Here is a 22,536-nt window from a genome sequence, read left to right as displayed (position 1 = left end):
AAGAGTAAGAGGGAGTAGAAAGAGAATCCTGAATTTCAGCTTGTGATGTCTAATTTTCCAGGAAGTATCAGGTAAAATCTGGTACACAGTTATTAACAACTAATGAGATTTTTTCTCACCTAAGCTGATCTTCTTAACGGAGATCAGCTTTTTTATTTGCTCTCGTGCGCCCGCCTGCCTTAAACAATCGTACCTCTGCCTGCCTTACTATTACCAAAGCTTACAATACAACTTATGGCACTCACAGAATCAAAAATGATGCAACTTGGTACCCTCGCGCCCAATTTCAGCCTTCAGGATACCGTCAGTGGTAAAACGGTACAGCTTAGTGATGTGGAATCTCCCAAAGGCACGGTTATCTTGTTTATCTGCAATCATTGCCCTTACGTGGTCCACGTCAACCCCGAATTGGTACGTTTGGCCAAAGCCTACCAGGAAAAAGGCATCGGGTTTGCCGCCATCAGCTCCAATGATGCTGACAATTACCCACAGGACGGGCCGCAAGCCATGAAAGCCACTGCGGTGAAGGAAGGCTACCCTTTCCCCTACCTGTATGATAAAACGCAGGAAGTTGCCAGAGCCTACGATGCTGCCTGCACCCCTGACATATTTGTCTTCGATGGAAACGGGAGCCTCTATTACCGGGGCCGACTCGACGGTGCCCGCCCGAATAACGAAGTCCCTCTGACCGGCGAGGATCTTCGTGCCGCTTTGGATCAACTTCTCGCAGGCGAGCCGCCTCCTGAAAAACAGTATCCCAGTGCGGGCTGCAATATCAAATGGAAAAACTAATACGCCTGTCAAGTATGAAATAAAAAGTGGAGCCAGGTCAGTAAGCACTGCATAACTTCGGAGAAGTCACACCTTTTTATCCTTGTCAACACCACGGGAAATCGACTTCGGAGAAGTCGCATATTGTATCCAGCCGAGGGGAAATACGCCTATTGCTCCTCTCTGATCACCCAGCTTTTCATACTTTACAAAACACTAATCGGTTACAAACGGCAGCACAGCCTGCCCTTTCCCCATCCTAACCTGCAGATAGTAAGTACCGGCTGCTAAGTCAAAGGGCTCTGTAAAAATATTACGCCCCTGCAAAGCCTCATGTTGCCCCTGAGCGACCACCTGCCCCAGCGCATTCAGGCAAGACCATTGCACCGGCCCCGGCGCGTCCGTAATACAGGACCATTGCAGCACCTCCCCTACCGGATTGGGGAAGATCTTGATGTTGTCAGACAGTTTAGGCGCTACCTCCGGATAGATCCGGTGGATCAACAGCCGGTCTTCCGGGCTCAGCCCGGAGTCATCGAGTGTGCCACCGTTCATATACACGTTGAGTAAAATGCCGGTTTCCTGAATGCCCACGCGTTCCAAACGGCTCAGCGGGCCAAACTCGAGCCGGTTGCCCGGCTGCAAGTCAATGTAAGCCTGGTTTTCGGAGCTCACTTCGTGGTTCCACAGTACCACGCGATTGTTAATAAACAGACGGCTGCCCTCTCCCAGGACTACCCGGGCGCCCTTACCCAGGCCAAGCAAGCCATCTCCGTCGGTTCCGTAGTGCAGGTCCACTCTAGGCTTTACCTGAAGTTCGGATTCGTTGAGAAACATCAGGCAGGCGGTCTCGCCTTCAAAATCCAGATGGCCGCCACCGTATACCAGGTTCGTTGAGCCGTCAAAAACCAAGTCGATAATAACGCCCAGGCACCAGTCCATCCCTTCATTGATGATATTCAGCTCGTGCCGTACCGAATCACTGCCTTCCACCAAAGCGCCCCTGATTTGGGTAAACGGCTGGAATCGCAGATTACCATAGAAGCCTGTAAGCAGGTTCAACACCTTTGGTTCTGCACTGTTGGTTTCGGGCTGGGCCTCCACAAAAGAAGGATGGTCTACACTCGGGTAGGTCGTATCCGAATAGACAGCCAGAAAATTTGAAGACCATGGATTGGCTTCCACCACCTCCTCAATTAGTGCTTCGTAAGTATCTCCATTGGAGGACCAGTCAGGGAATATCAATGCTGAAAAAGTATTGATATCGGAATACGCTCCATCGAAGTTGCTGTTGAACAGCCGCAATTCCTGCCCGGCAAGGCTCACGGCTTCAAAAGTGAATTTGATAATAAATTCCTCCAGAAGTTGCTCTTCAAACCGCTCGGACGTTATGCAGCTTTCGGTATAGTATTCCAGGTTATTGCCGTCAATGCCCGCTTTATAAGTCCGGACAGCGCGCTCACCTTCCGCCTCCGCCGGTATGTTAATCCGTGTGATGAGCCCCGAGCAAAGCTCGTCCGGGCAATCCGTACCCAATTTGAGGATACTCCCGGTATTGGGCTGCACATTGGACGCCGACAAGTATATGTTGTCGGGCAACAACAGTGGATCTTCTATATTCGTACTTCTGATAAAAAGTGGCTGCTCCGGATCAATTTGCTCCAGATCGATAGTAGGGTTGAACCCGTTTGCGGTTACCGAAATGCAACGGCTGCTGTCAACAGGGCCATCCCAGGTGCCATCCGTCGTCTGGTAAATAGCCCAGTCCACCGGCCATTGCACCGTAGCGGAAGCATCATAAGGGCAGGGCAGGTTCTCCAGCGAATTGTAAAAGGGATTGCTGAGCTGCGTTTGGGCATGCAGGGACAGCGCACCCAACAGACAAGCGATAACAGATAAGTGTAGCTTTTTCATACGAAGAGGTTTAGAGCGTGTTGGGACTTTAGTAACCGGTCTGTCCCAGTATACCGGGACACTTTTTTGCTTATCCTTCGTCCCGAAAATCCTTCCCGCAAACTGCGGGACAGGCTATTCAACTCAGGCTAAACTCCGGTTTTCGTGCCTCGTCTAACCAAAAAATGGTTAGTTTTCGACTAGAAGACAAAAGTCCCAACACGCTATTAGTTCTTTCTAAAATTAAAGAAACTTCAACTCCACTTCAAGTTCAACTTGGTCATTGGGATTGCCAAAGCAGCAGATTGAACGAAAACCGGCACTGTACTGTTGATTGTCAAGCGAATACCGTACTTTTGCACGGCCGAAAAATAAGACCGATAACGATTATGTTTCCAGAATACGATGTGATAGTGGTGGGTGCCGGGCACTCTGGTTGTGAGGCAGCAGTAGCCGCCGCCAACCTGGGCTCCAAGGTGATGTTGGCCACTATGAATATGAATACCATCGCTCAGATGTCCTGCAACCCCGCTATGGGCGGAGTAGCCAAAGGGCAGATCGTGCGCGAGATTGATGCCCTGGGCGGGTATTCCGGTATTGTGACCGACCACACGATGGTGCAATTCCGCATGTTGAACCGCTCCAAAGGGCCCGCTATGTGGAGCCCCCGTGCACAGAGCGACCGCATGCTGTTTGCGGCAAAGTGGCGGGAGATGCTGGAGCAGCACCCTAATATCGATTTCTGGCAGGAGATGGTCACCGGGCTCGTTGTAAAAGATGGCCGGGCAACCGGCATACGCACCAGCCTGGGCTTAGAAATCCCCGGCAAAGCGGTTATTCTGACCAACGGTACTTTCCTGAACGGCATTATCCATATTGGCGAGAAGCAATTTGGCGGCGGCCGTGCCGGTGAGCGCGCTTCCAAAGGCATGACCGAACAGCTCGTGGAGCTGGGCTTTGAAGCCGGCCGCATGAAGACCGGTACGCCTCCCCGTCTTGATGGCCGTTCTATTGATTGGTCACAACTGGAAGAACAGCCGGGCGATGAAATGCCGGGCAAGTTTTCGTATACCGATACGCCGGTGCTGCAAAAACAGCGCCCCTGCCATATTGCCTACACGAGCCAGGAAGTGCACGACACGCTGAAGGAAGGCTTCGACCGCTCTCCTATGTTCAACGGGCGTATTCAGGGCCTGGGCCCCCGCTACTGCCCTTCCATCGAAGATAAAATTGAGCGCTTTGCAGACCGCGACCGGCATCAGCTCTTTGTAGAGCCGGAAGGTTGGAATACCTGCGAAATCTATGTCAACGGCTTTTCTTCTTCTCTACCTGAAGAGGTGCAGTATAAGGCACTCCGGAAAATCCGTGGTTTTGAGAACGCCAAGATGTTCCGCCCCGGCTACGCCATTGAGTACGATTTTTTCCAGCCGACCCAATTGCAGCTCACTCTTGAGACCAAGCGGGTCAGCCGGCTGTACTTTGCCGGTCAAATTAACGGTACTACCGGCTACGAAGAGGCCGGCTGTCAGGGCTTAATGGCTGGCATCAACGCACACCTTGCCGTTAATGAGAAAGCCCCATTCGTACTGCGGCGGTCAGACGGGTACATTGGCGTACTCATTGATGACCTGGTCAACAAAGGCACCAAGGAGCCTTACCGTATGTTCACCTCCCGGGCAGAGTACCGCATACTGCTGCGGCAGGACAATGCCGACCTCAGGCTGACCCCACTGGCCCACAAGCTGGGCATCCGGGGCTCAGAAACGCGTATGCAGCGCGTACTGGCCAAGCAGGAAGCCGGTGAAGCCATCAGCAAATTTGCCCGCAAGCTCAGCGTGGAGCCCGGTGAAGTCAACCGTTACCTGGACCGTATTGGCTCTCAGCCTCTTTCTCAAAAAGTAAAACTACATAGCCTCCTGCTGCGCCCGCACGTAGACATCACGTCCCTGCGCAAAGCCGTACCCGCCCTTGATGAATTCCTGGGCAATTACGAACCTGAATTTATCGGTACGGCGGAGACCGACATGAAATACGAAGGCTACATAGAGCGGGAACGCGAACGGGCCGATAAAATGAACCGCCTGGAAGAGGTGCGCCTGTTTGACAACCTCGACTACGAACAGCTGACTTCCCTTTCTAAAGAAGCCCGCGAAAAGCTTACGCAAATCCGCCCCGCAACCGTTGGGCAGGCCAGCCGCATCAGCGGGGTCTCTCCGGCTGATATTTCGGTGCTGCTGGTGCATATCGGGCGGTAGGAAATATAAAAGCAAAGGCCTTTTGAGAGTCACCCCTGAACCCCTCGTCAGCGGGGGGCAAGTCCCTGCCCTTGAAGCGGGTGCGGTGTAACAGAGCCCTATGATTTTAGTCATAGCGGATAATGGCCAAAGTCATAGCATGCAAATATGGATAACTGTACATTGAAGTTGAAACAAAATTTACAGTTATGCGCACCCAATCCAAAGCATTCCGAGCGATATTTTTGGTTATAAGCGTAGCTGTCATTGGCATATGGCTGGCGCTTATCCTTACTGAACAGATAGGTATCATTGGCAACCTGGTATTCCTGGGTGGTGCTGCCTGGATATTCGAGCTTTATTCCGCTGCACAACGGGAAGGGTTTGACCGCCCATCACCACCGCGTGAAAACAGGCGCCGGCGGCCCGCAAAAAGCTTAGAAGACTATAGCTTATAAAGGTTTATGATTGCCGATTAGGGATTCAGGGCTTGAGCGAACCGCCTTTGCTCGCCCTGAAGAAAGGTTTGTTCTTGTCCGGTAACGGTCAGGAGCAAGCCTTTTTGCAATTTTTATCCCCCTGTATGCTGTATCTTGTCTGCAAAATACTCCGTACAATGAAAAAGACTACCCTTCCGCTCGCTTTGTTGTTTCTCTTTACCTTTGTGGGCATGAAACAGCTACAAGCACAATTCATTTTTCCGCATACCGAATCCCGCCCGGTAACCGATACCCTGCACGGGTACCGCCTAACTGACCCTTACCAGTGGCTTGAAGACAAAACGGACCCGGAGGTGCAAAAATGGACCCGGGCACAGCATGATGCCACCCTGAATTATATCGATACCGAGTGCCCTGCTGTTCCAGGGCTACGGGATGAAATACAGGCTTACATCGACCGGGATATCGAAAGCCCCATGCAACTCGTAGCCGACCGGCAGTTTTTCACCCGCCGCAAAAAAGGCGAAAAGCAATCCAAGCTTTATACCCTGATCGACGGGGAGGAGTTGCTGCTCTTCGACCCGGAAAAAATTGACCCTTCCGGTAAGTCATCCCTTTCGGGCAGAAGCTTTACCGAAGATGCCAGCCGGGTAGCCGTAGGCATGCAATCCAAAGGCGCCGAGATCAGCACCTACTACATCATTGATACCCAAACTGGCAAAGTACTTGGCGACCCCGTGGAAGGCCTGCGCGCCTTTTCCTGGACTAAAGACGAGGAACACGCTTACATCTGGGTGCGTACACAGGAAATGATTGACGCCCAAAAGCCCATTGAGGTCCGCCTGCACAAAATGGGCAGCGACCGTGCTGAAGATGTGACGCTTCTGGTCCCTGAGGACTCCAAAAATACCGCAAGTGTAAGCGACGCCCGCTATGCAGACCTAACCTTCTACAGTGAGGGCGACTTCTACGCTACCCACTCCCTGCGCATGAAAAAGACCGGCTCAGCAGCTGAGCCCAAAGAAATTTATGCCAACCAGAAGTTTCGGGCTTCCCCCTACGCTATCGGCGATAAGATTTACTTCTTCACCAACCACGAAGCCCCCAACTTCAAGCTGATGGTGGCTGACCAAAAGAAGCCAGGCTTCGAAAACTGGAAGGCCCTCGTGCCCGAGCAGAAGGACATCGTTCTGGAAAGCTATGCTGTAACGGACAACTACCTGATTACCGTAGAGAAAAAAGATGTACTCAGCCGCATGGTGCTGCGCGACCTGAATGGGAAGAAAATTAAAGAAATCCCTGCCCCTGAAGTGGGCAACGTTGCTTCCGTGAGTTACAACCGCGACGTAGATGCCATCTTCGTAGGGCTCAGCACCTTTACCAGCCCTTATCAGATATACCGTCTTGACCCGAAAGACCTGAATAGGGAAAAGCTCAACTGGGAGCTGTACTACAAACAGGAGGTCCCCATTGATACTGATGAAATTGAAGCCAAAATTGTCTTCTACCCCTCAAAGGATGGTACGAAAGTGCCCCTCTTCATCGTCCACAAGAAAGGGCTGAAGCTTGATGGCAACAACCCGACGGTGCTCTACGGATACGGGGGCTTCAACATAGGCATCTCGCCTTCCTTTATCGGTATGCGGGCAATGTTCATCAACCGGGGCGGCGTTTTTGCACAGGCCGGGCTGCGTGGTGGAGACGAGTACGGAGAACAATGGCACGAAGACGGTATGCTCTTCAATAAACAAAATACTTTCGACGACTTTATCGCAGCGGGCGAATACCTGATCAGGGAAAACTATACCAATACTGAAAAGCTTGGGATAGAAGGCGGTAGTAACGGGGGCTTGCTCGTGGGCGCAGTGGTCACGCAGCGGCCAGACCTCTTCAAGGCAGCCATCTGTGGTGTGCCGCTCCTGGATATGATCCGCTTCCACAAGTTCCTGATTGCCCGCTATTGGATACCGGAATACGGCGACCCGGATAAGAAGGAGGATTTCCAAAACATCCTCCGGTACTCGCCTTACCACAACATCCGAATGGGGATTGACCATCCGACGATGATGGTGACAGCCGGAGAGAACGACTCCCGGGTAGACCCGCTACATGCGAAGAAGTTTGCAGCGGCCTTGCAAAATAACCTCGGTCAGAAAAACCCGATCCTGCTGTACATCAATTACGATAGTGGCCACGGTTCAGGGCAATCCACCGATCAGTTGATTGACTACTATGCGCACCGCTACCGGTTTATGATGCACCAATTAGGTATGGGGGAATAAGGCCTTATGCCTTCTAACTGCGGAGCGCTTATACTCCCCTCGGTTACGAGAGGAGTATAAGCGCTCCGCAGTCTTTCACTCCAGGGTCATCGTCACCCGCCCATCGGAAATGCGCTTGACCTCTGCTGTTGTATCACTGCCAATAATCGAACCTGAGAAAAAGGCCTCCACCCGCCCGGAGGCAGAGTCAAATGAAGTGAACGTTACCAAAACCGAATGCTCTGCCGTAGCCCGATAGGTTTTATCGTTCAAATCATCATGAATGTGCATGGTACGCCCATCAGAACCATTGAGCAACACCGTACCTCCACTGAGCAACTCACCGGGTACCTGCTTTATCTCCATCTCCAGTTGTTGATGTAAAATCCGCCTGTCTTTGTATCTCAAAATCATAAATGGGCGAATCCTAAAAGTATGGACATCTGACAGCGGGTCAGAAAAAGTGCTGTAGTCAAACCGATTACTTTTATACGCCTGAAATAAGGTATTGGAATTTCTTACACCCAGAGGCAGCCACAACAGATCATTCAGATAAAAAGCTATTGTATCTGTGCGGGCGAATTCCTCCTCAGACGGATAAGTTGTTTCATCGTATCGAGTGGTTAGGTCGCAACCATAGCTCAGGCAACCCAGTATCGCGAATAATAATAAATAGCGCATATCCTTCTTTTTATAATTTTACCGAAAGGCCCACCCCTCCCATCAATGCCCGCTGCCGGAACTTTAATCCGGGCAGCGACAAATCGTCAGGGTTCAATAAGTCCGTGACATCCTGTTTGATCTGGGAGAAGACCAGGTTGCCAGTGATAAAAATGCCCAGAGGCCCATTACCGAAAGGTGCCGAAACCCTCCCGCCAGCCAGGAGGATCCATCCACCCTGGTCCGAAAAGCTGTACAAACGGCTCTTGCGGTCAAAATCGGCCAGGTCTATGTACGTTTCTATTGCGTCCTCCAACCGGACCTGCCGATACCCGCCAAGCACGTGAAGGGAAATTTGCCCACCACCCTGATCAAGGTCAACAGAGAAGGATGGGCCAGCCGTGACCCACCAGTCGGTACCGGTATTATATTCCACCGCCTGCCGGACTTCTGTTTGCCGGTTGTACAATGAGCCCCCACTCACGCGGGCAGGCTGATAGCCTGCTACGACCATTGCACCAAATCTCCCCGGAGGCTGCCATGTCAGGGCCAGCTGCCCGCCAAAGTCATCCTGCAGGTCAGGAAAGTAATCAGAGGGATACCCATCAGGGTCTGCATCGGTAGACCATTCACTGAAGAAGTAGAAGACTCCAGAGGAAAGGTAAAACGTGTGCTCGCGTTGAGCTTCAAGACAGGTAATACTTAAAAGCAGCGTAAATAAAAGTAGTGTACAGAAACGCATAGGCAAAAGGGTTTGGCTTTATCGTTCTCCAAGCCAGGGTCGTACATCCTGCTTTGGAAAACTTAGACCCGATACACCGGGAATATCCTAAAGTGCAAAACGTGTCGTTTTCCCACTCGCGGCCCGTCAGATCAGGTTTACCTAACCAGAACGCCAAAAAATACGCATTGTTGCATTGTTAATATTTACCGGTAGTAGTCTGCCATCTCCAGCAATACATCATTCACTAAATCGTACCAGCGGTAATGGCTGTGGTGGGTAGAAAGCGCGATGGTGGTTTCATATTCCGGCAGGTACATGAGAATAGAGCGGTACCCCATAAGCGCACCGGTATGCCCGAGGTGTCGGATGCCGTGATCGTCCCACATGCGCATGCCCAGCCCATAGTGGTCGCCCCCCTGTTCAAAACCGAGGTCTTGCTGCATCTCCTGAAGAGATTGCGCGCTGACCAGCTTCCCGGTGTACAGGGCGTGCCCAAACCGGGCAACGTCAGCTGGAGTAGCGACAATCGCCCCGGCAGCACCTACTGCCGACAGGTGGTATTCGTAAGCCCGCCCGTTATCTGCCAGGCTGTCGATGTGGTGCCGGCGGTCGCTAAAATCATCGTAAATCGTTTGATTCAATCCTGCCGGTGTAAAAATGTACTCCCGGAATGCATCCTTCAGCGGCTTTTCCAGAATGGCCTCTGCGAGCTCACCGAGCAGGTAAAAACCGGTATTGGAATAATCATAACCCTGCCCGGGGGTAAAACGCGGCTGCCGGACCGCTGCGAACCGGTAAATATCGCCTTTGTCCCAGGTGCGGTACTTCCAGTTGCCCCGGTAAAAAGAAGGATGGTTGAGATGGTCAATAACGCCAGCAGTATGGCTCAGTAATTGCCGAATGGTAATGCGGCTGCCGTTAGGCAGCCCCGGCACTTCCAGGTGATCGGTCAGCCGGTCATCGAGTTCAAAATACCCAAATTCCACCAGGCGCATGATGAGAGTAGCCGTAAAGAGTTTGGTAATACTGGCTACCCTGAAGCGGTGATTGGGGTCTAGTTTTTGGCGCATTGCAGCGTCACAGTACCCATGCTCAACGGTGGTCAGGTGGCCATCAGGCCCAATTACAGCAGCTGCAACTCCTTTAAGGTTAGCGAGGCGCTCCTTGCAGGTGGCTGCTATGGTTTCTTCCAGGTGTTGGTGCGCGGAATGCCCGTAACTAACTCTGAGCTCCAGGCGCTTGGAGCGGATCTCCCGCCCGTCATCAGCCTTAATGGTCACATAGTAAGTCCCCCGGTCGAGCCGGTCTGGCTTGCCATACAGCTGAAGCAGGTAGGGGTCGAACGTCATCCATTCTGGTAGGTTAAATGCTTGTATTTTAAGGATATCGTTGTCGATGTCCTCCACCTCAATATCCAGCTCGAAAGGCTGATCGGTAAAAGCTTCGACAACGCCGTCCTGAGGCGCAAGAAAAATCGGCGGGGTGTTAAAGGGGTCTGAAAATGCAAACGCGAGCCCCGAAAAGACCAATACCGCTAGCAGAAGTCGCCAATTTCTCTTATTTTTCATAAAGCTGCTGGAAAGTTTAAAAGCGTGTTAGGATTTTACACTTTGGGCGGTGTTCGCGCCAAAAGCAAAATCTCAACAAGCTCTAAAATTATGCAATAGAATTTATGCCTGTAGGTTTTGTAAAAGTCATGGATCAAGTTTTTTTGTCAGATCAAAACCTGTCCCGCCAAATAGCAGGAGAGCGCCCGGAACTCCGACTTCAGAAAGGGAGCCCTTTAGTTCCCTTTCTTCGTGAAGCTGCTAAGAGCCCAGAGGCGACGAGACGCAGGCAGGCGTGATGTAGAGCTGGCAGAAAAGATGATTCAGTAGCATACAAGATTTACGTTCATAAACTCTAATATACAAATATTAAAAATCAACGGTATTTCATTTCAATTGTTTCAACAGTAATAGTGCGACAAGTCCGAATTAACTAAAAGCGTGTTGGGACTTTAGTAACTGGCCTGTCCCGGTGCACTGGGACATTTTCCTGCCTGTGTCTCGTCGCCTGTGGGCTTTGGCCACCGGAGACCGAGGTTTTCGACACGCAGGCAGGTTTGCTTATACTTCGTCCCGAAAACCCTTCCCGCAAACTGCGGGACAGGCTATTTAACTCAGGCTAAACTCCGGTTTTCGTGCCTCGTCTAACCAAAAAATGGTTATTTTTCGACTAGAAGACAAAAGTCCCAACATGCTCTAAAAGAAATTTCCGGCTTGTAGTCTTTGCTGATGCTAAGCCTTTAACGTTTAGCCCCTCCAAAACCATCCACTAGCTCTTAACCAACAATGGAAATATCACACACAGAAGAAAATTACCTTAAGGCCATTTTTAAAATTTCTGAGCGCAAAAACAAGGCAGCCAGTACGAATGCTATTGCCAGGGAAATGAATACGAGCGCAGCCTCAGTAACCGATATGGTCAAGCGCCTTTCTGACAAAGACCTCATTCACTACGAGCGTTACAAGGGGGCTGCGCTGACCACAGATGGGCAGCGCATCGCCACCCACCTTATCCGTAAGCACCGGTTATGGGAAGTTTTTCTTGTAGACAAGCTTTCCTTTTCCTGGGATGAAGTCCATGAAATTGCCGAACAACTGGAACACATCAAATCACCAAAATTGGTGGAACGCCTCGACGCCCACCTGGGGCTGCCCAAGTTTGACCCCCACGGCGACCCCATCCCGGATGCGGATGGCAACTTCGCTCAGCGCAGTCAGGTCCTCCTCAATGAGATGAAACCGGGCGAAAAAGGAGCCATCGTGGGTGTAAATGACCATACCTCCGGCTTCCTGCAATACCTGGACCGCATGCAGCTCATACTGGGTACACAAGTGGAAATTCTGGAATGCTTTGAATACGATGAATCGGTGCGGGTGCGGATTGGCGTAGACCGGGAACAATTACTAACTAAAAAGGTGAGCCAGCATCTTTTTGTACAGAAAGAGATAAGTTAAATACTAAAACATTTTCTTGATCCGGTCGAGGTCACGCTTAACATCTTTCTGCTTGATAGACTCCCGCTTGTCGTAGACTTTCTTACCCTGCGCCAGTGCTATTTCTACTTTAGCCAGCCCCCGGTCGCTGATGTATAAGCGAATGGGGACTATCGTCAGCCCTTTTTCCTTGAGCTGCTTTTCCAGTTTGCCCAACTCCCGCCGTTTGAGCAGCAATTTACGGGTACGCCGCGACTCATGGTTGAACATATTGCCATGCTCATACTCTGCAATGAATAAGCTCTTGATGTAAAGCTCTCCTTTTCTGAAGAAGCAATAAGCATCCCGGAGGTTGGCATTGCCCTTGCGAATGGACTTGATCTCTGTACCAAACAACATAATGCCCGCCTCAAAAGTATCGAGGAATCGATACTCGAAGCCTGCTCTACGGTTGATGATCTCTACTTTATGCTCTTTGGTTTTTCTGATGGCCATTCGTTCGGTTTGCTTTTGCTGCAGCTTTGATTCAGATATCGTTAATTTAACGGCAACAGCTTCGGAATAGTTCAACATTAAATACACGGTGCACACCGGGAATACTCCGGAACGCACCGTGCTACTGCTGGAAGTTGCTGTTTACTGATCAGCGGATTTTTGCTTTTTCAGCGGGACCATTTTCTCTGCCGGGGCCACCTTTATATTAGGGTTGCCCTTCAACATTTTCTGCTTGCGGAGGGACTGCCCGGGGCGGGTTACAATCATATTTTTACCTGGCTCCAGGCTTTCTTCCAGAAAATCCGTCATTTTCTGATAGAGGTGCAGACGGGCATTGTCTCCGTAAATACCGTGGTTGCGGTTGGGGTAGAAGTAGGTATCAAATTGCTTGTTGGCCGCGATCAGGGCGTTGGCCATTTCGGCAGTGTGCTGGAAGTGGACGTTGTCGTCACCCATGCCATGCACCAACAGGTAGTCGCCTTTCAGGCGGTCAGCGAAGTAGACGGGCGAATTATCCCGGTAGCCGGATTCATTCTCCTTGTAAGTCCGCATATAGCGTTCGGTGTAGATGGTATCGTACCACTTCCAATTCGTCACAGGTGCCACGGCAATGCCCGCTTTGAAGACCTCATTGCCCTTGAGCACACAAAGTGAAGACATATAGCCCCCGTAGCTCCAGCCAAAAATACCGATCCGGTTTTCATCAGCGTAGGGCAGGCTGCCCAGGTGTTTTGCGGCTTCAATCTGATCAATCGTTTCGTAATGGCCCAACTGCTGATAAGTCATTTTCTTGAATTCCTCGCCCCGTCCACCGGTACCCCGGTTATCCACACTAGCTACAATATAGCCTTGTTGGGCGAGCATCTGAAACCACCAGTAGTTCATGCCCTTCCAGGAGTCACTTACCGTTTGGCTGCCCGGGCCGCCGTAGAGGTACATAAAAACCGGGTACTGACGGTTTTCCCGGAAGTTGCGCGGCTTAATCATCCAGCCGTTCAGCTCGACCCCTTCAGAGGTTTCGAAGCTAAAAAACTCCACGGGTTGCGTGCCGTACTCCATCTGCTTGGTCTTCAGCTCCTTGTTCTCCTCAATCACGCGCAGCGTGCGTCCTTTTTTATCGTACACGACGTAGCTCGCCGGCGTATTGATGGTGGAGAACTGCCCTACGTAGTAATCATAGGTGCTACTGAACTGAGCACTGTTCCAGCCAGAGGCGCCAGCAATAATCTGCCGGTTTTTGCCATCAAGCCCAATACTGTACACCTGACGCTCCGCAGGCGACTTATCAGCAGCCTGATAATAAATGCGCCCTTCTTTTTCATTGACCCCGTACAGAGCTGTTACCTCCCAGTCCCCCTTGGTAATTTGCTTAAGCTCTTTGCCCTTCATATTGTACAGATAGATGTGGTGCCATCCATCTTTTTCACTCGTCCAGATGAACCGCTTGCCATCTTCCAGGAAGGTCAGGTTGTCCAGCACGCTCTCGGCGATGTAGTACTTGTTCTTTTCTTCATACATAGACTTGGTTTCCCCCGTTCGGGCATCGGCCAACAGGAGTTCCAGTTGGTTCTGATGACGGTTCATGCGGTAGACGCAGAGCTTTTCCGGGTCTTTGGTCCACTTGATGCGCGGGACGTAGATGTCTTTTTCATTACCTAGTACAACCGGCAGCGACTTTGCCTGCCGTGCATCGTAAATGTAAATGTCAACAACGGAGTTTTTCGCTCCTACCTTTGGGTACTTAAAGGTATCATACTCGGGGTAAAGGTCGTCATGGTAGTTGGTCATCGTAAACTCTGCCACCTCCTGCTCGTCGAAGCGGTAATAAGCCAGGCGCTGCCCGTCTTCTGACCAGAAGAAGGCTTTTGCAAAACCAAACTCTTCTTCGTACACCCAGTCTGCAGAGCCGTAGATGATTTTGTTCTTTACTCCGTTCGTAGTGACCGGTATGACCTTCCCGGCAGACAGATCGTGGTAGTAGAGGTTATTTTCGAAAGTAAAGGCCACTTTGTCAGCCTGCGGATCAAAGGTCGCGTAGCTATGCTTACCCTCGGTAAACACGGTGGTCAGCGTACCCGCTTTCCTGTCATAAACAAAATAATTAGCTTTCAGAGACCGGCGGTAAATCGACTCGGTTCCGCTGCGGATAATCATTTTGGACTCATCCGCACTAAATTCGTACCCATCTACTGTACCCGTGAAGTCTTTATTGTCGCGAACGGTAGCGGGGTCAAAAAGGGTGGTGACGAGAGCTCCGGTCGTGATATCGTATTGTTGTACCTTATTGTCTTCCAGCCGGGTGTAATGCTTTCCGTCCTTAAGGAAGTTGAAGCCGGGTACCGACTTATTGTAGAATTCATAATCTTGCCAGATCCCTTCCAGGGTGATGTCTTTTTGCGCTTGTACTGTTGCTAAAGCAGGCAGCAGCAGCAACATTAACCATACTACTTTCTTCATATCGGGATTGAATTTTTCTTTGATTTGCAAAAATAGGGAATTCCTTAGGTAAAGTACGGCCAAGCTATACGGAATGTCAGTGCGCCGCCCCTTCCAGTGCCTGCAACCGGGCCTGAATACTTTTAAGGTTTTCCCGGCGGTTAACAACTTTAGGCGCTGCTGCCCTTTCTGTACAGTCAGGCACCGGGCAGCGCTCACAGGTTTTATTGACTTCCCGGAACTGAATAGCGGGGTCCTCCAGGAACCCGATGCGCTTCTTTACCTCAGGGGTAATCAGGATCCCGATCGTCACACTGACGTTCTGATCGGGGGAGGGATAGCCGGGCCGGGCTATTGTCAGGCAGAGGTATTCATCGGAAGTGCCGATATAGCGGGAACGCTGCGCCCGAACGATGTTATCCACATATTTGCCTTCCTGCTGCATTTGGTACAAGTCTTTGAGCAGCGATAAGGCTACCCACCGGCGGCAGTAATGCTCAAACAAGCCATTCCCATGCGGATGATGGCGGCGGCTCAGGTGCAATTCTTTATCAATTTCGAACACATCCTCTTTGGGGTCGTGCAGGAAACGCAGGAAAAAGAGTTTGCCCATACCGAAAAAGCGGGGCAGAATATTGGTAAGGCGGTGGTAGAACATCTCGGGCGTGGCCTCATACTTTTTCATGATACCGAGAAAAGCCTCCCCATCCCACCTCGGGTATGCAAAAAAGGACTTCAAATCCGCAATAATCGGGTCGTGAGGAATGTGCAGCGCCACAGAGAAGTAAATGGCTTTGGAGTGGTTGATCACCTCTTCGAAAACCCGCCCTTTCAAAAGGGAGGACGTGCTGGCCCGCTCCTTAAGCTGCAAGACCTCAAAGCCCAGCTCCTTCCCAAACTGAAAAGTGCGCTGCATGGGGCTGAGCTTACAGTTGAGCAATAGTTTTTTCTCTTTGCTGATAAATACCGACCGGAGTTGTTCCAGTTCCGGATAAGGGTCAAGCCCATTCTCAACAATCTCGTATTGGAAGCGGTCTTCCAAGATTTGGCGGAGTGTAGCTTGAGGAATAGGTCGTTCTTCCGGAATATCGTAGAGCTTAATGAAGCGCGCCACCTCGTCTTCCAGATCTTCAAAGTAATTATTGTGCAGCTCCAGGTAGGCCCGGAGTGCCCCGAAGTAAAAATTCTCTTCCTTGAGGGCATAGTTCCTCGACAACTCCAGAAGTGTAGAAATAAAGGCGCCTACCCGGATAGGGGCATTGGCAATGATCTCAACCACTTTAGACAGCTCGATACCGAATAAGTCCAGGGGCAGCTCATTGAGAAAGTTAGACTGCAGCAACTCCCCGACCGGAGCCATGCTTTTGCTCAGCTCAAATGAAGTCAGGTCAGCAGCAGGCACACCGAGGGCATCCGACAGCGTCTCTATTTTATCCGGCTTGGGGTATTTTTTCCCTTTCTCAATTTCATTTAGATAAGAGACCGATAGCTTGGCTTTCTTGGAGAGGTCTGCAAAGGAAAAGCCTTGTGACTGTCGCAACTGCTTCACTTTCAGTCCAAAAAGTATTCGCTCATTCTGGGTTTTGCTACTCATAGGATTCAAAAATAGCAGTTTTTAGCGAATTTTCGCAAAATCATTTTCCATATAAGGCTTATCTAACGAAGCCTTAACACTTCAGTGGGGTATGCCTTAACGATTTTTCGTAATTTTGGTAGTTCAACGGCGGATGAGGCATTTTGCCATGCCGTTCACACAATAATGTCTACCCATGGAAACCCAGTGTTTAAAATGGTCTTTTGGGCTGTTGGTCGGCTTCGTGCTTTTGCACCTGCCACTACATGCCAACAGTACCCCCGAATTTGACGAGGCCGTCATCATTGACCGCCTCGAACAGATCGAGAACCCTATCTTTGAATTAAAGTACAACAATATTGTTGGGGCCTACATACAAGGCTACCTGTACCGGCGGCAAGCCCGAAAAGCAGAGCTCGTAACGGGCAGAGCGGTACTTTATTTTCCGACTATAGAAGCCCTGCTTACCAAGTATGGTATGCCAGAGCACCTCAAGTACCTCCCGGTGGTTGAGTCCGCACTTAACCCACACGCTATCTCTCCGGTTGGCGCGGAAGGCTTGTGGCAATTCATGCCGGGCACAGCAGCCGACTACGGGCTGAAGGTCAACGATTATATTGATGAGCGGCGGGACCCCCACAAGTCGACCGAAGCGGCTATCCACTACCTGAAGAAAGCTTATGAAAAGTACGGCGACTGGGCATTAGCGCTCGCCGCCTACAACGGTGGCTCGGGCCGGGTCAGCCGGGCGATTAAGCGGGGGCGGAGCAAGAACTTCTGGAAAATCCGCCGGTATATGCCCCGGGAGACGCGCAACTACGTGCCTGCCTTCATTGCAGCCACCTATCTGATGGAGTATTACAAGAGCTATGATATTGACCCCAAATACCCGGACCTGGAGCTGCAAATTACGGAGTCAATTAAAGTCTACGATGCGATTAGCTTCTACCGGATCGGCCAACTGACGGGCCTTTCCATCGAAAGGATTAAGACCCTGAATCCGGCTTACAAACGAGACCTCATCCCTAACGATCCACAGGGAAACTATCTCATCTTGCCCAAACGGGTCATGCAGGCTGTAAAGGACTACCTTGAAGCCAAACGGCCTGACCACCTGGCTGATGCGTTCTTTGATGAGGCCCCGGTCAAAGCGCTGCCGCCTATACCCGATCAGTATCACCAAACGGTCTACTTTGTGACCCAGGAGGAGGCTGTTTTGGAGATTGCTGAGCGGCTCAATGTTTCGGTGCATCAGCTGATTGCCTGGAATAAGCTTCGAGCTGATACGCTGACTGCCGGGATTGAGTTGCGGGTTTTTTATCCTAAAGAGATTCGCCGGTTTAAGCCCATGCCCAGGGTGCCAACTCTGGCAGCTTTGCCGGGCCTGCCGTTACCGGCTGCCCTGCCTGTACCCGACGCTCATCAAAACAGGCTGCCGGCCTTACCTGCTCACTTTGTGATGCGGGACCGTCAAAGCCTGTTCGAGTTTTCCAATCAGTTTCCGGCAGTACCCGTACATGAAATCATAAAAATGAATGGTCTGGCATCAGACACCAAGCTTAAGGCGGGCGATGTGGTCAAAGTTCCCTGGCCACTGCTTAGCGTACTACATCCGACCGAGTAAGGTTTCTTGCCTTAGCAGTCTGGTCAATAGCATTCAGGATAACGGAGCAAGCCCATCGAATCTGCTCTTCAGTAATGATGAGTGGCGGTGCAATCCGGAGGGACCGATCGTTAAAGAGGAACCAATCGGTCAGCAGTCCGGCTTCCAGGCAACGTTTGATCACCACCTGTATGAATTCAAAATCAATCATCTCGACCGCCATCCACAAGCCGGCACTGCGCACTTCCCGTATCGCGGGGTGCTGGAGTAGTTCCAAAAAGAGCGCCTCTTTGGGTTTTACCTGTTGAATGTAATCTGTGGAGAGCAGGGTTTGCAAGGTTGCCAGCCCGGCTGCACAGCTCACAGGGTGCCCGCCAAATGTAGTGATATGCCCTAATATAGGGTTGTCGGAAAGTGCCAGCATGACGTCCCGGCTTGCCACAAATGCCCCGATTGGCATACCGCCGCCCATGCCTTTGGCCAATAGCAAGATATCAGGTACCACGCCGTACTGCTCAAAGGCAAAAAGTGTACCGGTACGCCCGTAGCCTGCCTGAATTTCGTCAAAGATGAGTAAGGCACCGACTTCACTACAGCGGTGGCGCAGCTTTTTCAGGTAGCCCTCTCCCGGTGGGCGGACGCCCCACTCCCCCTGCACCGTTTCCACGACAACGGCTGCCGTTCGTTCGGTGATCTGTTGCAGGCACCACTCGCAATTGTAGTCGATGTGGCGGATACCCGGTAGCAATGGATGGAAAGCCTGCGTAAAATCCTTAGGCCACATCAAACTTGCAGCGCCCTGCGTGCTACCGTGGTAAGCTTTTTTGCATGAAACGATCTCCGCCCGTCCGGTGTACCGCTTAGCCAGTTTCATGGCACCTTCGGTCGCTTCCGTACCGGAATTCACGAAGTAGACACTCTCCAGTGGGTCAGGCAGCTGTTTGGCCAGGAGCTCCGCCAGCTGTACTTGTGGTGCCAGCACGAACTCCCCGTACACTAGGGTATGTAAATAACGGTCGAGTTGGGCTTTGGCTGCTTCCACAATTGCAGGGTGCCGGTGCCCCAGGCAGCTTACGCCAATACCGGCTATCAGGTCGAGGTAGGATTTCCCGTCCTTACTGTGGAGGTACATACCTTTTGCCGTTTCCACTTCAAGCATTAACGGGAAAGCGCTGGTCTGTGCAACATGTTGTAAAAACAACTGACGAAGATTCATAAATCAGGGTTTTGTCCACTACTCGACAAGCCCGGTGAATTCAGGCCGGCCGGTGCATCTTTTTGGTAATGTGCTCCGTATTTAATAAAACCTGTTCTGTTATCAAAATGCAAAGGGCGTTTGGAACAACCTTTACGCTGTAAATCCCCTCCAAATATTCTAAAGCAGAGCGGGCGCAGGTGGGGTACAGGAAGCACCTGAACGTAACAGTTCAACAACCCCAGGGCTTCAAAGCATAAAACAGACCCTGTTATTTCGGATTAGCGATATGATGACGGGCTACATTTTTTTATTTATTTTTAAGGATCAAACGAAGGAAAATAGTGGGCTTCAGAAGCGGTATATTAATACTTGTTGGGCTATGTGCCCTACTGTCAGGCTGCGAGCAGGAAACAGCTCGTATGCCCGGGTACGAAGTGCACGGTATTGACGTCTCCCACTACCAAGCCGATATTGACTGGAATGTAGTTGCAGCTCAGGGTGTCCAATTCGCTTTTGTAAAGGCATCGGAAGGCATGACTCTCATTGATACGCTATTCTGTGAAAACTGGTTTGAGCTCAAGGAAGCGAATATCCGGCGCGGCGCTTACCACTTTTTTCGGCCCAGGACCCCGGTATTTGAGCAGGCGATGAACTTCCAGACGACCGTTAAAATCGAATCCAGTGACCTGCCTCCTGTACTTGATGTTGAAGTTTTAGACGGGGTATCCAAAGTAGAGCTCGTGAGCAGTGTACTTACCTGGCTGTACCTTACGGAGATCCACTATGGGGTAAAGCCCATCTTGTATACCAATCTCAAGTTTTACAATAAATACCTGGCTGGCCATTTTGATGAATATCCGCTTTGGATAGCACGGTACAGCCGGCGGGAGCCGACGTTAGCCTGTGGCCGGGAGTGGCAGTTCTGGCAATACGGAAACCGGGGCAGCCTTGAAGGCATTGAAGGCCCGGTAGACTTTAATGTATTTCAGGGAGATCTGCACAAACTAGACAGCCTCTGCTATTACCCTGCCCCTGTTTTATCAGATGCGCTTTAGGGCACTTCTTTACTCGGCTACAAGCGTTAGACCGGCGCATCAGATTTAAGAATGGCGATATTCTTTTCCGTGAGCTTACTGAGCGGTACAATAACACGCCGATCTTTTGCATCAAGTGTAATGGTGCTGTTGTCCATTGCGATGACCCTTCCGGGTACTCCCTCGATTTCAATATGGTCACCAATACTGACTTTGCCCTTATTGTAGAAAGAAGCCAGGAAGTTGGCTACAATACTACGGGACGCAAAGCCGTAGCCGATCGCAAAGGCGAACACGATGCCGGCAAGGATAATGGAAAGGTTGTCCTGAATGAACCCCGTATCAATTTTTGCCTGTGCCAGCGCAATCATGATGACGTTCAGGAACAGGAAGTAGAATACGATATTGGAAATCAGTCCGCCTGCCGGTATAGCCAAAGATTCGCAAGTTGTTTTGACAATATTTTTCAGGAAATCGCTAATAAATAAACCGATGACCAGAACAGCCAGGGCAGAAATTACAACCGGGACATAGTTCAGGAGATCACCTACGAGCACAGATATGACCTCCATATTGAGGATATCCGTAGCGGCGACTAAAAAGATAAAAAGCAGGAAGTAGTAAACTACTGTAGAAAGCAGTTTGCTGGGAACGAGGCGGATGTTATTGTTGCTCAGGATTTCGATTTCATTCAGGCGCTCGGCGAGCCGGTCTGCGCCTACCGTTTGGAGCATTTTTCGGACGAGGCGCCTGGTCATTTTTGAAACGATCAGGCCTATGATCAAAACAACAAACGCTCCTAATAAATTAGGAACAACATTAGCAAAGCCCGCTAGTAATTGTTCCAAGACTTTCCACAGGTTTAAGTTGGTCGTATCCACAGTGGAGGATTTAGAGTTAGTGATTATCTGATTTCATCCAGGCCATCCTTTGGCAGCTTTGGACCTTCGGGGCTGGGTGGGCTGCCTGCCCCCTTGTTTATGGTATCTGGCAATTCTGCAAGAGGTTGCTGTGCCATGGCGTTTCCGCCAGCGGCCACCACCAGCACATCGACCATTTTCGGTACAAATATATCAAAAAGCTGACCGACCAAGCGGAGTGATTCGAAGGTTTTGAACAAGCCTTCCTCTGTCCGTTGCTGAACTTCCGGGCGGATTGTAACCGCTTGCCGGTCTAAGAGCTGCTCAAAATTGTTCGGTCCTTCATTCATAATTCTATACCATTGGTTGGGGGAATAATGCCTCCCTCGTTTGTTGGGCTTTAGCTTTAGCCCGTTTAATTTTCATCTTCACTGCGCTTTCCGTCTTATCAATAATTTCTGCAATTTCTTTGATAGACATGCGATCCTGGTATTTCATTAATAATACCATACGGTCACTGTCTGAAATATGCTGCAGAACTTGCTCCAGCTGATCCAGTTCAATTTCAAGGATGATTTTATCGGAGACTTCCTCCTCTGCCAGGTCAGGGACCTGCTCAATGTCATCAGAAAACAGGTCTTTTTGTTTCTTTTTGCGCCTCAGGTAATCGATGCAATAGTTGTAGGTTATGGAGTAAACCCAAGTTGAAAACCGGGCTTTTTCCTTAAAGCGGGAAAGGTTAAGGAAGATCTTTGTGAATATTTCCTGTGTAGCATCCTGTGCTGCTACTTCATCTTTGAGTATGGAAATACACTTTGCAAAGATTTTCCCAACGTACCGGTCGTACAACACCTTGAAACAGGCGGTAGCTTGTGTTTCCAGATAGCTGTGAATGACCGACAGGTCCTTCATTTCTTTATTGCATATATTCTCCAAGGGGTCCTTGATTTACATGGCCCTCTGATTCCGCTGCCGGAACTGTTGGGACGCAGGTTTGAATAATAAGTTACTTTTTAATATTGAAGCAGAGAAAACTTTAACACTTCAACATCGTAAAGAATCCATGAAAATGAAATGTGCAATTAATGAAGGGAGAGGGTTCAATCTAAAAGGGGTCTATGGGGACTCCAAGAGTAAAATAATAAAGCGCGAATATACAGAAAGCGGTTCAAACTTCAAACCCGGTATATTAGCAATGTCTGTTGTTCGTTTAGCAAAGGAGGCATTCCCCTCTTCCCCTACGCCAAACGGGCTGCCGGCGCATATAGCGTGGCAGCCCGTTTGGGAGTGTTTGGGGTGTTGTGTAAAAAACCAGAAAGCCCCGCTGCGGTATTCTGCAACGGGGCTTTGGTTAGATGGAGCTGGCAGCGACC

The 22,536-nt window shown here is 50.5% G+C and carries 19 protein-coding genes; 8 read left to right on the top strand and 11 right to left on the bottom strand.

Features of this window, described 5'->3' with window-relative positions:
- Positions 1-234 precede the first annotated feature (234 nt).
- A complete protein-coding gene (locus RIC19_RS21925) occupies positions 235-792 on the top strand; it encodes a thioredoxin family protein (RefSeq protein WP_350180517.1) in 558 nt (185 codons plus the stop codon).
- 195 nt (positions 793-987) lie between these two features.
- Here the strand turns inward: RIC19_RS21925 and RIC19_RS21920 are convergent, their stop codons facing one another.
- The gene (locus tag RIC19_RS21920; RefSeq protein ID WP_350180516.1) at positions 988-2,685 is read right to left on the bottom strand and encodes a T9SS type A sorting domain-containing protein; all 1,698 of its coding nucleotides are present in this window, start codon (positions 2,683-2,685) and stop codon (positions 988-990) included.
- Positions 2,686-3,053: 368 nt separating this feature from the next.
- Between RIC19_RS21920 and mnmG the strand changes: the two genes are divergently transcribed.
- The 3 genes from mnmG (at position 3,054) to RIC19_RS21905 (ending at position 7,620) form a co-directional block, all read left to right on the top strand.
- Positions 3,054-4,919, top strand: a complete 1,866-nt coding sequence (mnmG, locus tag RIC19_RS21915; protein ID WP_350180515.1) for a tRNA uridine-5-carboxymethylaminomethyl(34) synthesis enzyme MnmG — start codon at positions 3,054-3,056, stop codon at positions 4,917-4,919.
- 188 nt (positions 4,920-5,107) lie between these two features.
- Positions 5,108-5,356, top strand: a complete 249-nt coding sequence (locus RIC19_RS21910) for a hypothetical protein (RefSeq protein WP_350180514.1) — start codon at positions 5,108-5,110, stop codon at positions 5,354-5,356.
- A 158-nt stretch (positions 5,357-5,514) separates the two neighbouring features.
- A complete protein-coding gene (locus tag RIC19_RS21905) occupies positions 5,515-7,620 on the top strand; it encodes a prolyl oligopeptidase family serine peptidase (RefSeq protein WP_350180513.1) in 2,106 nt (701 codons plus the stop codon).
- Positions 7,621-7,695: 75 nt separating this feature from the next.
- Here the strand turns inward: RIC19_RS21905 and RIC19_RS21900 are convergent, their stop codons facing one another.
- From RIC19_RS21900 to RIC19_RS21890, 3 genes are all read right to left on the bottom strand, one after another.
- Complete coding sequence (locus RIC19_RS21900) at positions 7,696-8,280, bottom strand: hypothetical protein (RefSeq protein WP_350180512.1); 585 nt, start codon at positions 8,278-8,280, stop codon at positions 7,696-7,698.
- Positions 8,281-8,290: 10 nt separating this feature from the next.
- Positions 8,291-9,001, bottom strand: coding sequence for a hypothetical protein (locus RIC19_RS21895; RefSeq protein ID WP_350180511.1), 711 nt, complete (start codon positions 8,999-9,001; stop codon positions 8,291-8,293).
- 185 nt (positions 9,002-9,186) lie between these two features.
- Positions 9,187-10,551, bottom strand: a complete 1,365-nt coding sequence (locus RIC19_RS21890) for a serine hydrolase (RefSeq protein WP_350180510.1) — start codon at positions 10,549-10,551, stop codon at positions 9,187-9,189.
- A 765-nt stretch (positions 10,552-11,316) separates the two neighbouring features.
- Here RIC19_RS21890 and RIC19_RS21885 point away from each other — a divergent pair.
- Positions 11,317-11,985 (top strand): metal-dependent transcriptional regulator, encoded by a 669-nt coding sequence (locus tag RIC19_RS21885; protein ID WP_350180509.1) that lies wholly within the window; start codon positions 11,317-11,319, stop codon positions 11,983-11,985.
- Positions 11,986-11,988: 3 nt separating this feature from the next.
- On the opposite strand, the gene smpB is transcribed toward RIC19_RS21885, so the two are convergent.
- The 3 genes from smpB to RIC19_RS21870 form a co-directional block, all read right to left on the bottom strand.
- Complete coding sequence (gene smpB, locus RIC19_RS21880) at positions 11,989-12,459, bottom strand: SsrA-binding protein SmpB (protein WP_350180508.1); 471 nt, start codon at positions 12,457-12,459, stop codon at positions 11,989-11,991.
- 141 nt (positions 12,460-12,600) lie between these two features.
- Positions 12,601-14,916, bottom strand: coding sequence for a S9 family peptidase (locus RIC19_RS21875; protein ID WP_350180507.1), 2,316 nt, complete (start codon positions 14,914-14,916; stop codon positions 12,601-12,603).
- A 76-nt stretch (positions 14,917-14,992) separates the two neighbouring features.
- The gene (locus RIC19_RS21870) at positions 14,993-16,489 is read right to left on the bottom strand and encodes a helix-turn-helix domain-containing protein (RefSeq protein ID WP_350180506.1); all 1,497 of its coding nucleotides are present in this window, start codon (positions 16,487-16,489) and stop codon (positions 14,993-14,995) included.
- Between the two features lie 175 nt (positions 16,490-16,664).
- Here RIC19_RS21870 and RIC19_RS21865 point away from each other — a divergent pair, with 175 nt between their 5' ends.
- The gene (locus RIC19_RS21865) at positions 16,665-18,092 is read left to right on the top strand and encodes a lytic transglycosylase domain-containing protein (RefSeq protein ID WP_350180505.1); all 1,428 of its coding nucleotides are present in this window, start codon (positions 16,665-16,667) and stop codon (positions 18,090-18,092) included.
- On the opposite strand, the gene RIC19_RS21860 is transcribed toward RIC19_RS21865, so the two are convergent.
- The gene (locus RIC19_RS21860) at positions 18,067-19,287 is read right to left on the bottom strand and encodes an aspartate aminotransferase family protein (RefSeq protein ID WP_350180504.1); all 1,221 of its coding nucleotides are present in this window, start codon (positions 19,285-19,287) and stop codon (positions 18,067-18,069) included. The two genes, RIC19_RS21865 and RIC19_RS21860, sit on opposite strands and share 26 nt — an antisense overlap.
- A gap of 401 nt (positions 19,288-19,688) precedes the next feature.
- On the opposite strand from RIC19_RS21860, the gene RIC19_RS21855 reads away from it, so the two are divergent.
- A complete protein-coding gene (locus tag RIC19_RS21855; RefSeq protein ID WP_350180503.1) occupies positions 19,689-20,324 on the top strand; it encodes a glycoside hydrolase family 25 protein in 636 nt (211 codons plus the stop codon).
- A 26-nt stretch (positions 20,325-20,350) separates the two neighbouring features.
- On the opposite strand, the gene RIC19_RS21850 is transcribed toward RIC19_RS21855, so the two are convergent.
- The 3 genes from RIC19_RS21850 to RIC19_RS21840 are packed head-to-tail and all read right to left on the bottom strand — an operon-like array spanning position 20,351 to position 22,099.
- The gene (locus RIC19_RS21850; protein WP_350180502.1) at positions 20,351-21,151 is read right to left on the bottom strand and encodes a mechanosensitive ion channel family protein; all 801 of its coding nucleotides are present in this window, start codon (positions 21,149-21,151) and stop codon (positions 20,351-20,353) included.
- A 56-nt stretch (positions 21,152-21,207) separates the two neighbouring features.
- Positions 21,208-21,513 (bottom strand): hypothetical protein, encoded by a 306-nt coding sequence (locus tag RIC19_RS21845; RefSeq protein WP_350180501.1) that lies wholly within the window; start codon positions 21,511-21,513, stop codon positions 21,208-21,210.
- 4 nt (positions 21,514-21,517) lie between these two features.
- Positions 21,518-22,099, bottom strand: a complete 582-nt coding sequence (locus RIC19_RS21840; protein WP_350180500.1) for an RNA polymerase sigma factor — start codon at positions 22,097-22,099, stop codon at positions 21,518-21,520.
- 58 nt (positions 22,100-22,157) lie between these two features.
- On the opposite strand from RIC19_RS21840, the gene RIC19_RS21835 reads away from it, so the two are divergent.
- Positions 22,158-22,536, top strand: a 379-nt coding sequence (locus tag RIC19_RS21835) for a hypothetical protein (protein ID WP_350180499.1), incomplete at its 3' end; no start/stop codon positions are given.

It is taken from the genome of Phaeodactylibacter sp. (assembly GCF_040219495.1).
GTDB lineage: Bacteria > Bacteroidota > Bacteroidia > Chitinophagales > Saprospiraceae > Phaeodactylibacter.
The sequence above is the reverse complement of the archived record's forward strand: the minus strand, read 5'-3'. Positions and strand labels throughout refer to the sequence as shown.